Raw genomic sequence first — 14,082 nt, 5'->3', positions numbered from 1 at the left:
CCTTTACTCGTAGCGCAACGCTTCAGCAGGCTGCGTCTGCGCAGCACGCCAGGCGGGATAGAGCGTGGCGAGAAAGCTCAGCGCAAGGGCGGCGAGCGTCACCAGAAGAACGTCTTCCAGGCGCAGCTCGGACGGCAGGGTACTGATGAAGTACACATCGGAGCTGAAGATATGCTGCCCCGATACCTTTTCCAGCCACCCCACAAGCGCGCTGACATTCAAGGCGCCCAGCACGCCCAGCACGGTGCCGATCAGCGTGCCGGTCAGGCCGATGATGCTGCCCTGCACCATGAAGATCGTCATGATCTGCCGCGGCGTGGCGCCCAGCGTGCGCAGGATGGCGATATCGGCGCGCTTGTCGGCCACCACCATGATCAGGGTGGCGATGATGTTGAAAGCCGCCACCGCCACGATCAGCAACAGCAGCAGGCCGATCATGGTCTTCTCCATCTTCATCGCACTGAACAGGCTGCCCTGGGTCAGCGACCAGTCCTCGGCCCGGTAGCCCTCGCCCAGTTGCGCCGCAAGCTCGGCGGCGACTTCCGGCGCCCGGTAAAGGTCGGCCAGACGAACCCGCACGCCCTCCACCTGTTCCGGCTGCCAGCGCAGAATGCTGGCCGCATCGGCGCGATGGATGATCGTCAGGCTGCCATCGAGCTCCGCGCCCACCTTGAACACCCCGACCACGTTCAGGCGCTGCATGCGCGGCGTGACACCGCCCGGTGTGTCGCTGATCTCGGGCACGATCAGGGTCAGCTTGTCACCCAGCGTCAGACCGAACCGGCGCGCCGTCATCAGGCCGATGATCACCCCGGCTTCACCCGGCCTGAGGTCTTCGAGACGACCAGCGACCATCTTCGAGGCGAGGGTCGAAACCCCGGCTTCAGCCTGGGGATCGATGCCGTTGATTGCCACCGGCTGCATGCTGCCCCTGAAGGACAGCATGCCTTCGAGCTGGGTGATGGGCGCGGCGCCGAGCACCGCCGGATGCGCCATGAGGCCATCGGCGACCGCAGCCCAGTCATCGAGCGGCTGTCCGTCGCCCTTGATCACGGCGTGGGGAACCATGCCCAGAATCCGCTCGCTCATTTCGCGCTGGAAACCGTTCATGACCGACAGCACCATGATCATCGCCAGCACGCCCAGCGACAGGCCGATCATCGAGGTCAGCGATATGAACGAGATGAAATGGTTGCGGCGCTTGGCCCGCGTGTAGCGGCTGCCGATGAAGAGGCTCAGGGGTCTGAACATCAGCCAGCCACCAGCCGGCCATCTTCCAGGCGCAGGATGTGGTCCATCTGTCCGGCCAGTTGCGGGTCGTGGGTCACCACGAGAAAGGCCGTGCGCAACGAGGTGCTCAGCTCCAGCATCAGGTCCTGAATGCCCTGCGCGGTGTGATGGTCGAGGTTGCCCGTGGGCTCGTCGAGCAGCACCAGCGCCGGACGATTGGCCAGCGCGCGCGCGATCGCCACACGCTGACGCTCGCCGCCGGACAGTTCGGCAGGCTTGTGCGCCAGCCGGTGGCCCAGGCCGACCCGCTGCAGCAGCTCGGTGGCGCGCGCACGGGCTTCGGCAATCGGCATCTTGCCGATCAGCAACGGCATGCAGACGTTCTCCAGCGCGGTGAATTCGGCCAGCAGATGGTGGAACTGGTAGACGAAACCGAGCGCGCGGTTGCGCAGCAGGCCACGGTCTTTCTCGCTCAGCGCGGACAGTTCCTCGCCCGCCAGCCAGACACTGCCCTCGCTGGGCGTATCGAGCCCGCCCAGCAGATTGAGCAGTGTACTCTTGCCCGAACCGGAGCTGCCGACGATGGCCACGCGCTGGCCGGGGTACAGCTCCAGTTGCAGGCCGGACAGCACGTTCACCGATTCCGGCCCCTGCTCGTAGCGCTTGCCCAGATCACGGCAACTCAGCACCGCGGCGTCCAGCGACGACCTCTCATTCATAACCTGCTCACTCATAACGTAGCGCCTCGGCCGGCTGGGTACGGGCCGCGCGCCATGCCGGGTAAAGGGTGGCGAGAAAACTCAGGACGAGCGCCGCGACACAGACCTGCACCACATCGACGGCCATCAGCCGCGACGGCAGGTAATCGATGAAATACACATCGGCGTTGAGAAACTTGTGCCCGAGCAGCCGCTCCAGCGCGGCAATCCAGCCGCTCACATTGAGCGCGGCGAAAATTCCGAGCAAGGCGCCCACCAGTGTGCCGACGACGCCGATGACCGTGCCCTGGACCATGAAGATCGCCATGATCTGCCGTGGGGTTGCGCCAAGGGTACGCAGGATCGCGATGTCCCCGCGCTTGTCGGTCACCACCATGACCAGCGTCGAGATGATATTGAAAGCCGCCACCGCGACGATCAGCAGCAGCAACAGGCCGATCATGGCCTTTTCCATGCGGATCGCCTGGTAGAGATTGCCGTGGGTGCGGGTCCAGTCGCGCGAATAGAAGTCAGCGCCCAGCTGCCTGGCCAGCGAGGCGGCAATGGCGGGCGCCTGGAACAGATCGTCGAAGCGCAGTCGCAGGCCCTGTACCTGCTCGGGCTTCCAGCGATGCAGGCGAGCCATGTCGGTGATATTGGCCATGGCCACGTAACCGTCGATCTCGCCGGCGCCGACATGGAAGATGCCCTGCACCGTAAAGCGCTTCATGCGCGGAAACACACCCGCTGGCGTCACCGTTACCTCGGGCGCGACAAAGGTGATCTTGTCACCGACACCGACACCGAGCTTGCTCGCGGCCCGGTCGCCGATGACGATACCGAACTCGCCAGGCGCAAGGCTCGCCAGCGATCCCTCACGGAAAAATTGGTCGATGATCGACACCTGCGGCTCAAGCCCGGGCTCCACGGCGTTGATCAGAATCTTGCTGACCTGTCCGCGATGGGTCAGCAACCCCTGCATCTGAATGAAGGGCGCCACCGCCACGACCTGCGGATGCTCAGTCAGTTGCTGCCCCAGGGTTTGCCAGTCGTCGATGGGCACCGGGCTTTCGACCGTCGCGTGCGGCACCATGCCCAGCACGCGGGTGCGCATTTCGTGATCGAAACCGTTCATCACCGACAGCACGACGATCATCACCAGCACACCCAGTGCGAGCCCGATCATGGACGTGAAGGAAATGAAGGAGACGAAGAGGCCACGACGCCTGGCGCCGGTGTAGCGCGCTCCGATATAAACGGGCAGCGGTCTGAACATAAATCGATGGGTTCGCTTTCGCTGGCGGGAAAATAACAAGCTGAATGACGTTCTCAGGCGGCCTGATACACTCAAGCCATTACTGCAGCCCAGGGACCGACATGTCTACAGAAGACACTGAAGATCGCCGCGAATACTATCGTATCGAGGATATGATCGCACTGGAAATCCTCCCGCCCGAAGGCCCGGCGACAATCACCGGCGACGGTGCGGCCCGTCTGTTCGACCTGCTTGGCGAACTGCATCAGATGGACTTCGAAGCGCAGTACCTGCTGCGCCAGATCAGCGAGCAGAACCGCACGCTGGCCAACTACCTGAAGGTGCAGAACCGGCGTATCGAGCTGCTGGGGCAGGCGCTGGCCCAGGGCCTGCTGAAGGACATCGGTCCCGCGCGCGAAGTCGGCCTGTCCGAAGGCGGGATCAACTTCATCCACGACCAGCCGCTTGCGCAAGACTCCCTCTGGACCCTCAAGATGGTACTGATGCCCCAGGGGCTCGGCATGCTGCTGACGGCGCGCGTGGTGAGTTGCCAGGTACGCGATGACGGGCAGTTTGCAATCAGCACCTCCTTCGAAGCGTTGACTGATGCACAACGGCAACTGCTTGCCCGGCATATCCTGCAGAAACAGGCGACAGAACGGCGCCTGGCTCGTGAAAGCCTGCAAGGAACCTGACATGCGCCCTCTGCTTCTCCCCTTCCTCGTGTTCGCCCTCAGCCTCCCCGCTCACGCGGACATCATCCGCATCCCGGTCGGCCAGCAAGGCACGAGCGATATCGCCCTGCCCACCCGCGGGGAGTCGAAGATACAAGTGCTCGACCGCTTCGGCCTTGCCGACGAAGAACACCCCGCCGTCGGCCAGCCACCGATTACCCGCTGGGATTACCGGACGTTTTCCGTGTATTTCGAAGGCAATCGCGTGATCAACAGCGTTCTGCACCATCAGCGCGCCAGCCCATTGGAAAGAGAAGCACAACCGTGACCCTGATATACGGCCATCGCGGCGCAAAGGGCGAAGCCCCGGAAAATACCCTGGTCAGCTTCCAGCAATGCCTCGCACACGGCGTGCGCCGCTGCGAGCTGGACCTGCATCTGTCCAAAGACGGCGAGCTGATGGTCATCCACGACCCGACCCTCAAGCGCACTACCGGACGGCGTGGCAAGGTGGTGGAGCACGATGCCGCCGATCTGGTGCATTACGATGCCCGCTACGGCGGACCGGACTGGAAACACCCCTGCCCCATTCCACGGCTGTCGGAGCTGTTCGAGAAATGCGATTTCGAGCACTGGCAACTGGAAGTCAAAAGCGCTTCGCGGGTGCGCGCGGCACGCACGGTGCTGGCGATCAAGGCATTGGCCGAGCATCACGGCCTGCTGGACCGCATCACCATCACCTCCGGCTCACGGGAAGTGCTGCGGGCGCTGAAACGCCTGACACCGGAAATCGCCTGCGGCCTGGTCGCCGAATACGCCTGGCTCGACCCGTTGAAAGTGGCCAGGCAATACGACTGCCAGTTGCTGGCATTGAAATGGACGCTGTGCACCCCCGAGCGCATCGCCAAGGCCCGGGCGCTGGGGCTGCATGTCTCCGTCTGGACGGTGAACGACCCCGCCCTGATGCGCCGCCTCGCCGATTTCGGGGTCGACAGCATCATCACCGACTTCCCCGGATTGGCCGTGGAAACGCTTAGCCAGCGGTAAGGCTGGAGGCTGAGTTTTTTTTGCCAGATTCAAGCTTTTTCTTCTGGTCTCACCTTCGCTTGTCGAGTCGATGAAGCGCGACCCGACCTACAGCTTGTGGCTTGAAGCTTGCCGCTGTTTTTCCTGATCAAAAGCTCTCCCGGTTTGGCCAGCGCCAGTTCCGGGAGTCCTCTCCGACCGTCTCAGGCCACCGGTCGGAGCCGCTCAAAAAAGCCGGTTGAGCCCGTCGAATGCTGCGACGCGATAGGCTTCAGCCATGGTCGGGTAGTTGAAGGTGGTATTGATGAAATACTTGATGGTATTGGCTTCGCCCGGCTGATTCATGATCGCCTGGCCAATATGCACGATCTCCGAAGCCTGATAGCCGAAGCAGTGCACGCCCAGCACCTGCAGCGTTTCGCGGTGGAAGAGGATCTTCAGCATGCCGGCCTTTTCCGAGGAGATCTGTGCACGCGCCATGCCCTTGAAGAACGCTTTGCCCACTTCATAGGGCACTTTCGCCTGGGTCAGTTCGCGCTCGGTCTTGCCGATGGAGCTGATCTCCGGAATCGTGTAGATGCCGGTGGGCACGTCATCGACGAAACGCCAGCTGTCGTTGTCGACGATGCTGCCGGCAGCGGAGCGCCCCTGGTCATAGGCGGCACTGGCCAGTGAAGGCCAGCCGATCACGTCACCGGCGGCGTAGATGTTGCCGACGTCAGTTCGGTAATACTCATCGACGTGGATCTGGCCACGGCTGTTGACCTTCAGGCCGATGTTCTCCAGCCCCAGCCTGTCGGTGTTGCCCGTGCGCCCGTTGCACCAGAGGAAGGCATCGGCCTTGATCTTCTTGCCCGACTTCAGGTGCAGGATCACACCGTTGTCCAACCCCTCCACACGCTCGTATTCCTCGTTGTGGCGCACCAGCACGTTGTTGTTGCGCAGGTGATAGCTGAGGGCGTCGGAAATCTCGTCGTCGAGGAAGCTGAGCAGCTGGTCGCGGTTGTCGATCAGGTCGACCAGCACGCCCAGGCCACTGAAAATGGATGCGTATTCGCAGCCGATCACGCCCGCTCCGTAGATGATCAGGCGGCGTGGCGTATGGCTCAGAGTGAGGATGGTGTCGCTGTCATAGATTCTGGAGTGCGAGAAATCGATATCGACCGGACGATAGGGGCGCGAGCCCGTGGCGATGATGAACTGAGGTGCGACCAGCCGCTCGACCATACCATTGGCGCTGACCACTTCGACCGATTGTTCATCGGAAAAGCTGGCAACACCAAAAAAGATATCGATGCGATTGCGTGCGTAATAGCCGGTACGTGAAGTGACCTGCTTTTCGATGACATCTTCGGCACTTTTCAGCACATCGGGGAAGGAGAACCAGCGCGGTTCGCCAATCTGGCGGAACAACGGGTTGTTGTTGTACTGCATGATCTGCCGTACCGAGTGGCGCAATGCCTTGGACGGAATGGTTCCCAGGTGGGTCGAGTTGCCGCCTACTTTAGGGCGGCTATCCACCACGGCCACCTTGCGCCCAGCCTTGACCGCGTTCATTGCGGCGCCTTCACCGGCGGGGCCTGAGCCCAGAATCACCACATCGTAATTGTAGACAGCCATATTCCCCCCTGGACACGCAGCAGGCAGCCCTGCTGCTTTAACGAGATTCGCTTGATGGAATGACGGGGCCATTGGCTAGCGCCTCATCGTCTGCTTCCTGGCGCCAACGACAAGTCAATGCCGTCCGGACTTCTGCCTACAGCCGGCCCCAATCACCGGCCAGCGTCAGCCTTTGCTCGCATCGTATGCGAGATCGGTCCGGTCATCCTTTCCGGCATTGACCTCTTCACATTTCTCACGACTGCCGCCACAGATCGAGCACTCCTTTTCGATGCCCAGATTGGCGATACCGCCACAGGAACCGGCGATGGGCTTGCGACCCATGATGACGCCGATGGACATGCCGAAAACGACCAGCAACATGACAAGAAAAACAGTCAACCAGATCATTGCTCTACTCCCGCACCGAACAGTTCATCGAAGGCTGCGGTGCTTGTAGTGACGAATTCCTGCTCTTCATGAACCACGAAGAGCGCTGCGATCCTGTGCTCGGCGGCAAACGCCAGGCCGCGCTCCGGCCCCAGCACCATCAGAACGGTAGACAACCCATCTGCGCGCAGTGTCGATGGATCGACGACCGTCACTGCAGCCAGAGGATGCTCGATGGGCGCGCCGGTTTGCGGGTCCAGCGTATGCGAGTAGCGTTTGCCGTCGCGCTCAAAATAATTGCGGTAGTCGCCCGAGGTGGACACACCGTAGCCATCCAGCTCAAGCACCCGCTGCGCGATGCGCTCATGGTCCTGTGGCGCTTCGATGGCAATGCGCCAGGGCACATCACCTGGCTTGCGCCCCTGGGCCTTGAGTTCACCAGTGATTTCCACCAGATAGCTTTCGACGCCCAAAGCTTCAAGCCGCTGCGCTACCAGATCCACCGCATAGCCCGCTGCAATGCTGTTGAAATCGACCTGGACGGCTGCATCCTTGCACAGCCGCTCATCCTCGACCCGCAAATGCTGATGACCAACATCCTGCCGAACCCTGGCGATGTCCTCGGCTGAGGGAACCTGTTCCTGGCGTCCCTGCGGACCGAAGCCCCAGAGATCGAGCAGCGGCTCGATGGTCAGGTCCAGCGCACCCTCGCTTTCCAGCGACAGTTGCTGCCCGGCCAGGACAAGCTCACGCGCGGCCAGCGGCATCTCCATGCACTGACCGGCGGGCAAGGCATTGAAGGTTGCGATATCCGAATCGGCACGATAGGTCGACAGCTGCTGGTCGAGCTGGGCAAGAATCGTTTCCGTTTCGCCTTGCAGCTGTTCTTTTGCAGCCGCACCGCTGCTCGCCACGTACTTCACCGAATAGGTGCTGCCCATGGTCGGACCGGCAAACTCCTCCACCCGCTCCTGAAACAGACAGCCCGTCAGGGCTGCCGCAAAAGCGACAGTCGTGACGGACCTGAGCAGAGCGACAGCGATGAGGGGCCGACGTAACGCTTGGGTCATGCTAGCCGCCGAAGTCGTCGAGCAGGATGTTCTCCGGCTCGACGCCCAGATCGGTGAGCAGCTTGATCACCGAGGCGTTCATCATCGGCGGGCCGCACATGTAGAACTCGCAATCTTCCGGCGCCGGATGATCTTTCAGGTAGTTCTCGTACAGCACGTTATGAATGAACCCGGTCGGGCCGTCCCAGTTGTCTTCAGGCTGTGGATCAGACAACGCCAGATGCCACTGGAAATTGGGGTTCTCCGCCTGCAGTTGATCATATTCCTCGACATAGAAGGCTTCGCGCATGGAACGCGCACCGTACCAGAAGCTCATCTTGCGCTTGGACTTCAGACGCTTGAGCTGGTCGAAGATATGCGAACGCATTGGTGCCATACCGGCACCACCACCGATGAAGACCATCTCGGCATCGGTGTCCTTGGCGAAGAACTCGCCGAAGGGACCGTAGACCGTGACCTTGTCGCCCGGCTTGAGGCTGAACACCCAAGACGACATCTGACCCGGCGGCAGGTGGTCCTTGCCTGGCGGCGGCGAGGCGATGCGGATATTGAACTTCACCAGACCGACTTCTTCAGGATAGTTCGCCATGGAGTAGGCGCGCACCACGGTCTCATCGACCTTGGAGACATACTTCCACTGATTGAACTTGTCCCAGTCGCCGCGATATTCCTCTTGTATATCGAAGTCCTTGTAGTGAACTTCATGCGGCGGGCATTCGAGCTGCACATAACCGCCAGCGCGGAAGTCGACGTTCTCGCCTTCCGGCAGTTTCAGCGTCAGTTCCTTGATGAAGGTGGCCACGTTGGGGTTTGATTCCACCGTGCATTCCCACTTCTTCACGCCGAAGACTTCTTCCGGCACCTCGATCTTCATGTCCGCCTTGACCGGGGTCTGGCAGGACAGGCGCCAGCCCTCACCTGCTTCGCGACGGGTGAAGTGCGATTCTTCGGTAGGCAGCATTTCACCGCCCCCGCTCTCGACGATGCACTTGCACTGCGCGCAGGTACCGCCGCCGCCACAGGCGGACGAGAGGAAGATGTTGTTGGAGGCGAGTGTCTGCAGCAACTTGCCACCGGCAGGCACGGTAATGGTGCGTTCGCCGTTGATCTCGATGCTGATGTCGCCGCTGGAAACCAGCTTGGCGCGTGCCGCCAGGATGATCACCACCAGCGCAAGCACGATGGCGGTGAACATGCCGATGGCGAGGAAAATTTCGTAACTCATCTGTTCATCCCGTCCTTAGAGCTGTACGCCAGAGAATGACATGAAGCCCAGCGACATCAGGCCGATGGTGATGAAGGTGATGCCCAGACCCTGCAGGCCATCCGGTACATCGCTGTACTTCAGCTTCTCGCGGATACCCGCCAGCAAGGCAATGGCCAGCGCCCAGGACAGACCCGAGCCCACGCCATATACCACGCTCTCGCCGAGGTTGTAGTCGCGTTCGACCATGAACAGCGTGCCACCCATGATGGCGCAGTTCACGGTAATCAGCGGCAGGAAGACCCCGAGAGCGTTGTAAAGGCTGGGAACATACTTATCGAGCAGCATTTCAAGAATCTGCACGATTGCCGCGATCACGCCGATGTAGCTCAGCAGACCGAGGAAGCTCAGATCGACGTCCGGCAAACCGGCCCAGGACAAAGCCCCGGCCTTGAGCAGGTAGACGTAGATCAGGTTGTTGGCCGGTACGGTAATGGCTTGCACCACGATGACCGCGATGCCCAGACCGATGGCCGTCTCAACCTTCTTCGAGATGGCGATGAAGGTACACATGCCGAGGAAGAACGCCAGGGCCATGTTCTCGATGAACACGGCGCGGACGAACAGGCTGATGTAATGCTCCATTAGTAAGCCTCCTTGTTAGAGACTTGCGGGGCCATCTTGAAGGAAGGCTTCTCAACCTGATCCTTCTTCCAGGCGCGAATGGCCCAGATGAACAGGCCGATGAGGAAGAATGCCGAAGGTGGCAGCAGCATCATGCCGTTAGGCAGGTACCAGCCACCGTCATTGACGGTCGGCAGAATGGTGTAGCCCATCAGCTTGCCGGCACCTGTCAGCTCGCGAATGATACCCAGCGCGATCAGCATGGCGCTGTAGCCCAGCCCGTTGCCGATGCCGTCGAAGAACGACAGTACCGGCGGGTTCTGCATGGCAAAAGCTTCAGCACGGCCCATCACGATACAGTTGGTGATGATCAGACCGACGAACACCGACAGCTGCTTGGACAGCGAGAAGGCATAAGCCTTCAGCAGCTGATCCACCACAATCACCAGCGAGGCGATGATCACCATCTGCACGATCATTCGGATCGAGCTGGGGATCTGGCTGCGAATCATCGAGATGAACAGGTTTGAAAAGCCCGTCACCAGCGTCAACGCTACCGACATCACCAATGCCGTGTTCAGGTTGGAGGTAACCGCCAGGGCCGAACAGATCCCGAGAATCTGCAGACCGATGGGGTTGTTGTTGAAGATCGGATCGAACAGAACTTGCTTGATAGTGGGTTGCGACATGCTCATGCCTCCCCTGTGCGCAGATTGGCGATAAAGGTGCCGAAGCCGTTTTCACCCAACCAGAATTGCAGCAGATTGTTTACGCCGTTGGTCGTGAGGGTCGCACCGGCCAGACCATCGACCTGATGTTGAGCCCTCGGGCTCTGCGGATCGACGTTGCCCTTGACGATCTGCACAGCCAACTTGTTGCTGTCATCGAACAATTCCTTGCCCGGCCACAGGCCGCGCCACTTCGGATTGTCGATTTCGCCTCCGAGGCCGGGCGTTTCACCGTGCTGGTAGAAGCCGAAGCCGGCAACGGTATCCAGGTCGCCCTGTACCGCCATGAAGCCATAAAGCGTCGACCACAAACCGTAGCCGCGAACCGGCAGGATCAGCGTGTCGATATCACCATCCTGGCCCTCAACGATATAAACGGTGCTGTAACGCTCACGGCGCTTGATCGAAGCGATATCCTGGTTGCCAGGCAGCGCCTTGGACAACGCCGGATCCTTCGCCGCCACCAGCGGATCGAATGTCTGGGCATCGAACTCGTCGCTGAACCTGCCGGTTTCCAGATCGACCAGTCGGGCCACGATACGCTCGTCGAACAGCGACTTGATCTGATTACCGGACATGCCTGGCTGGCCCAGGCCGGCGATAGCGAGGATGCTGCGCTGCTTGTCCAGCAGACGGTTTTCTTCCTGGGTCGGGCGCAGCGCCACGGCGGCGCCCGCCACGAAGATGGAGCACACCAGGCAGACCAACAGGGCTACCGTCAGCGTGCGGACGGTGGATTCTTTCTGACTAGACATTACGTGCCAGCCTCCGCTTGATATTGGCCTGGATGACGAAATGGTCGATCAGCGGCGCGCACAGGTTGGCGAACAGGATCGCCAGCATCATGCCTTCCGGGAAGGCCGGGTTGACCACGCGGATCAGCACCACCATCACACCGATGAGAATGCCGAACACCCATTTGCCGGTATTGGTCATGGAGGCCGAAACCGGGTCGGTTGCCATGAAGATCAGACCGAAGGCGAATCCACCCACCACCATATGCCAGTACCACGGCATGCCGAATAGTGGATTGGTGTCGGAGCCGATCAGGTTGAACAGGTAGCTCAGGGCGATCATGCCGATCATCACACCGGCGACGATGCGCCAGGAGGCAATCTTGGTCAGCAGCAGGATTGCACCGCCGATGAAGATCGCCAGCGTGCTGGTTTCACCTATGGAGCCATGCATGGTGCCGATGAAGGCATCCATCCAGCTGATGCCGTTGTCGATCACGTTCTCGATGCCGCCGACGAAGCCGAGGCTCAGCGCGGTCGCGCCGGAGAAACCATCCACAGCGGTCCACACCGCATCCCCGGACATCTGCGCCGGATAGGCGAAGAACAGGAAGGCACGCGCGGTCAGCGCCGGGTTGAGGAAGTTCTTGCCGGTACCGCCGAAGATTTCCTTGCCGATCACCACACCGAAGCTGATACCCAGCGCAACCTGCCACAGCGGGATGGTCGGCGGCAGGATCAGTGCGAACAGTACGGAGGTGACGAAGAAGCCCTCGTTGACTTCATGCTTGCGGATGGAAGCAAACAGCACTTCCCAGAAACCGCCAGCAATGAAGGCCACCGCGTAGATTGGCAGGAAGTAAGCCGCGCCCTGGATGAAGTTGTCCCACAGGCTGTTCGGATCGAAGCCGGCAAACATGCCGATCAGGCCGAAGCGCCAGCCGTCCTGCGCAGCCAGAAGATCCGGGTTCTGCGCAAAAATCAGGTTGGCCTGGTAGCCGGTGTTCCACATGCCGAAGAACATCGCCGGGAACGTACACAGCCAGACGGTGATCATCATGCGCTTGAGGTCGATACCGTCGCGCACGTGAGCGGTGGTCTTGGTGACGCTGCCCGGGCGATAGAGGAAGGTATCGGCAGCTTCGTACAGTGCGTACCACTTCTCGTACTTGCCGCCTTTTTCGAAATGATGCTCGATCTTGTCGAGGAATGCGCGAATGCCCATGCCTTACCCCTCCTTCTCGATGCGGGTCAGATTGTCCCGCAGGATCGGGCCGTATTCGTATTTGCCGGCGCAGACATAGCTGCACAGCGCCAGGTCCTCCTCATCGAGCTCCAGGCAGCCAAGCTTCTGCGCCACCTCGGTATCACCGACGATCAGCGCACGCAGCAGTTGGGTCGGCAGAACGTCCAGCGGCATGACCTCTTCGTAGTTGCCCACCGGCACCATGGCGCGCGGGCTGCCATTGGTGGAGGTGGAAAACGCGAACTTCTTGCCGGCACTCAGCTTGGAAATGAAGATATTCAGCACCGAGTGCTTTTCGACACCCGCACGCATGTAATGCAGCATCTCGCGCTCCTTGCCTTCACGCAGGCAGGAGACTTGCTGGTGGTAACGCCCCAGATAGGCAAAGGCGCCATGAGCGGTACGCCCGCCCAGCACCGAACCGGAAATCACGCGATTGGCCCCAGGCTGCAGCTCGCCAGCACTCAGCTCATCCAGGTTGGCACCCAGTCGAGTGCGCAGCAGACGCGGATTTTCCACCACCGGACCGGCCAGCGACACGACGCGCTCAACCGAAATGCGCCCCGTCGTGAACAGCTTGCCGATGGCGATCACGTCCTGATAGCCGATGCTCCAGACGCTCTTGCTGGCGCTTACCGGATCGAGGAAATGAATGTGGGTGCCGGCCAGCCCCGCCGGATGCGGCCCCGCGAAGGCTGCAGTCTGCACCTTGGCCAGGCTCTCGCCCGGCAGCGCGCTTTCCGGCGCCTTGCACAGAAATATCTTGGCCAGGTTGCCGAGCACCTTGAGCCCCGCCTCGAAATCGCCCGCCTGCTCGCCGATGACCACCGACGGATCGGCCGCCAGCGGATGCGTGTCGATGGCCGTCACGAAGATCGAACTGGGCGTTGCGTCGATGGCCGGCACCTTGCTGTAAGGGCGGGTGCGCAGAGCTGCCCAGAGACCGGACTGCTGCAGGTTCTCACGAACCTGAGCGTCACTGAGCGCCTCCAGCTCCGTGGCAGCATACTGACTGAACGTCAGCTCATCCGTGCCGTCGAGGTCGATGACCACCGACTGCAGGACACGCTTTTCGCCACGATGAATGGCGCTGACGACACCCGCGCCAGGCGCGGTGAAATGAACCCCCGGAGACTTCTTGTCGGAAAAGAGGATCTGCCCCAGTTTGACGCGATCACCGACCTGAACCTCCATGGTCGGCTTCATGCCTGGGTAATCGAACCCTATTACGGCGACGCTTCGCACGGGCCTTGCGGCCTCGATACGCTGCGTCGGCGCACCTGTAATGGGCAAATCAAGCCCACGTTTTATATTGATCATCGGCCCGCCTAACCACTGATTTTCAGAACCTGGGAACCCCGACGACTAGCGAAAAGTCCAATTGCTCAACACGCGCCATTAAGTTAATGGCGCGACGCTATGTCGCGGAATGTAGAAATCTGCACGATTATAAGGGCCGTCAGCCTTGAGTGGCCACCCAAGTGCTTTCAAATTTTGACTGACGACAAGCGCGCCTTGCCAAATAAGCAATAAAGGTCGGCAATCCACAGCAAGCCGGTCATTTCAGGCCTCGACATTTGCGCCGCAGCACTAACAACTGCAAC

General features: G+C 60.9%; 15 protein-coding genes. 3 read left to right on the top strand and 12 right to left on the bottom strand.

All coding sequences use genetic code 11. The features are described 5' to 3' along the window. Positions 1–3: 3 nt before the first annotated feature. Genes ACYCFC_RS02300 through ACYCFC_RS02290 form a run of 3 tightly spaced genes read right to left on the bottom strand, consistent with a single transcriptional unit; the run spans position 4 to position 3,204 of the window. The gene (locus ACYCFC_RS02300) at positions 4–1,251 is read right to left on the bottom strand and encodes a lipoprotein-releasing ABC transporter permease subunit (protein ID WP_459653037.1); all 1,248 of its coding nucleotides are present in this window, start codon (positions 1,249–1,251) and stop codon (positions 4–6) included. Continuing rightward, positions 1,251–1,949, bottom strand: a complete 699-nt coding sequence (lolD, locus tag ACYCFC_RS02295; RefSeq protein WP_459653036.1) for a lipoprotein-releasing ABC transporter ATP-binding protein LolD — start codon at positions 1,947–1,949, stop codon at positions 1,251–1,253. Before lolD ends, ACYCFC_RS02300 begins: the two co-directional genes overlap by 1 nt. Before the next feature lie 7 nt (positions 1,950–1,956). Further along, complete coding sequence (locus tag ACYCFC_RS02290; protein ID WP_459653035.1) at positions 1,957–3,204, bottom strand: lipoprotein-releasing ABC transporter permease subunit; 1,248 nt, start codon at positions 3,202–3,204, stop codon at positions 1,957–1,959. 101 nt (positions 3,205–3,305) lie between these two features. Here ACYCFC_RS02290 and ACYCFC_RS02285 point away from each other — a divergent pair, with 101 nt between their 5' ends. Genes ACYCFC_RS02285 through ACYCFC_RS02275 form a run of 3 tightly spaced genes read left to right on the top strand, consistent with a single transcriptional unit; the run spans position 3,306 to position 4,904 of the window. Continuing rightward, a complete protein-coding gene (locus ACYCFC_RS02285) occupies positions 3,306–3,878 on the top strand; it encodes a PilZ domain-containing protein (RefSeq protein ID WP_459653034.1) in 573 nt (190 codons plus the stop codon). Position 3,879: 1 nt separating this feature from the next. Further along, positions 3,880–4,185, top strand: coding sequence for a phosphodiesterase (locus ACYCFC_RS02280; RefSeq protein ID WP_459653033.1), 306 nt, complete (start codon positions 3,880–3,882; stop codon positions 4,183–4,185). After that, on the top strand, positions 4,182–4,904 hold the full coding sequence (locus tag ACYCFC_RS02275) for a glycerophosphodiester phosphodiesterase family protein (protein WP_181082385.1): 723 nt from the start codon (positions 4,182–4,184) through the stop codon (positions 4,902–4,904). The genes ACYCFC_RS02280 and ACYCFC_RS02275 overlap by 4 nt, the downstream gene beginning before the upstream one ends. A gap of 204 nt (positions 4,905–5,108) precedes the next feature. Here ACYCFC_RS02275 and sthA read toward each other — a convergent pair whose 3' ends face one another. From sthA to ACYCFC_RS02230, 9 genes are all read right to left on the bottom strand, one after another. Then, entirely contained in the window at positions 5,109–6,503 is a 1,395-nt protein-coding gene (gene sthA, locus ACYCFC_RS02270) for a Si-specific NAD(P)(+) transhydrogenase (RefSeq protein WP_181082386.1), read from the bottom strand. Positions 6,504–6,668: 165 nt separating this feature from the next. Then, positions 6,669–6,893: a (Na+)-NQR maturation NqrM gene (gene nqrM, locus ACYCFC_RS02265; RefSeq protein WP_181082387.1), complete on the bottom strand. Its 225-nt coding sequence runs from the start codon at positions 6,891–6,893 to the stop codon at positions 6,669–6,671. After that, on the bottom strand, positions 6,890–7,813 hold the full coding sequence (locus ACYCFC_RS02260) for an FAD:protein FMN transferase (RefSeq protein ID WP_258189230.1): 924 nt from the start codon (positions 7,811–7,813) through the stop codon (positions 6,890–6,892). Before ACYCFC_RS02260 ends, nqrM begins: the two co-directional genes overlap by 4 nt. A 130-nt stretch (positions 7,814–7,943) precedes the next feature. Then, positions 7,944–9,167 carry an NADH:ubiquinone reductase (Na(+)-transporting) subunit F gene (gene nqrF, locus ACYCFC_RS02255; protein WP_181082389.1) on the bottom strand — a complete coding sequence of 408 codons (1,224 nt, stop codon included), beginning with the start codon at positions 9,165–9,167 and terminating at the stop codon, positions 7,944–7,946. A 15-nt stretch (positions 9,168–9,182) separates the two neighbouring features. Continuing rightward, positions 9,183–9,791 carry an NADH:ubiquinone reductase (Na(+)-transporting) subunit E gene (gene nqrE, locus ACYCFC_RS02250; protein WP_181082390.1) on the bottom strand — a complete coding sequence of 203 codons (609 nt, stop codon included), beginning with the start codon at positions 9,789–9,791 and terminating at the stop codon, positions 9,183–9,185. After that, entirely contained in the window at positions 9,791–10,465 is a 675-nt protein-coding gene (locus ACYCFC_RS02245; protein ID WP_181082391.1) for an NADH:ubiquinone reductase (Na(+)-transporting) subunit D, read from the bottom strand. Before ACYCFC_RS02245 ends, nqrE begins: the two co-directional genes overlap by 1 nt. After that, a complete protein-coding gene (locus ACYCFC_RS02240; RefSeq protein ID WP_459653032.1) occupies positions 10,462–11,253 on the bottom strand; it encodes a Na(+)-translocating NADH-quinone reductase subunit C in 792 nt (263 codons plus the stop codon). Before ACYCFC_RS02240 ends, ACYCFC_RS02245 begins: the two co-directional genes overlap by 4 nt. After that, positions 11,246–12,457, bottom strand: a complete 1,212-nt coding sequence (locus ACYCFC_RS02235) for an NADH:ubiquinone reductase (Na(+)-transporting) subunit B (RefSeq protein WP_181082393.1) — start codon at positions 12,455–12,457, stop codon at positions 11,246–11,248. The genes ACYCFC_RS02240 and ACYCFC_RS02235 overlap by 8 nt, the downstream gene beginning before the upstream one ends. A 3-nt stretch (positions 12,458–12,460) precedes the next feature. Then, positions 12,461–13,798, bottom strand: coding sequence for a Na(+)-translocating NADH-quinone reductase subunit A (locus tag ACYCFC_RS02230; RefSeq protein ID WP_181082394.1), 1,338 nt, complete (start codon positions 13,796–13,798; stop codon positions 12,461–12,463). Positions 13,799–14,082: the final 284 nt, after the last annotated feature.

The sequence above is a fragment of the Stutzerimonas sp. NM35 genome (genome assembly GCF_054604355.1).
This window is presented reverse-complemented; position numbering and strand designations above follow the sequence as displayed.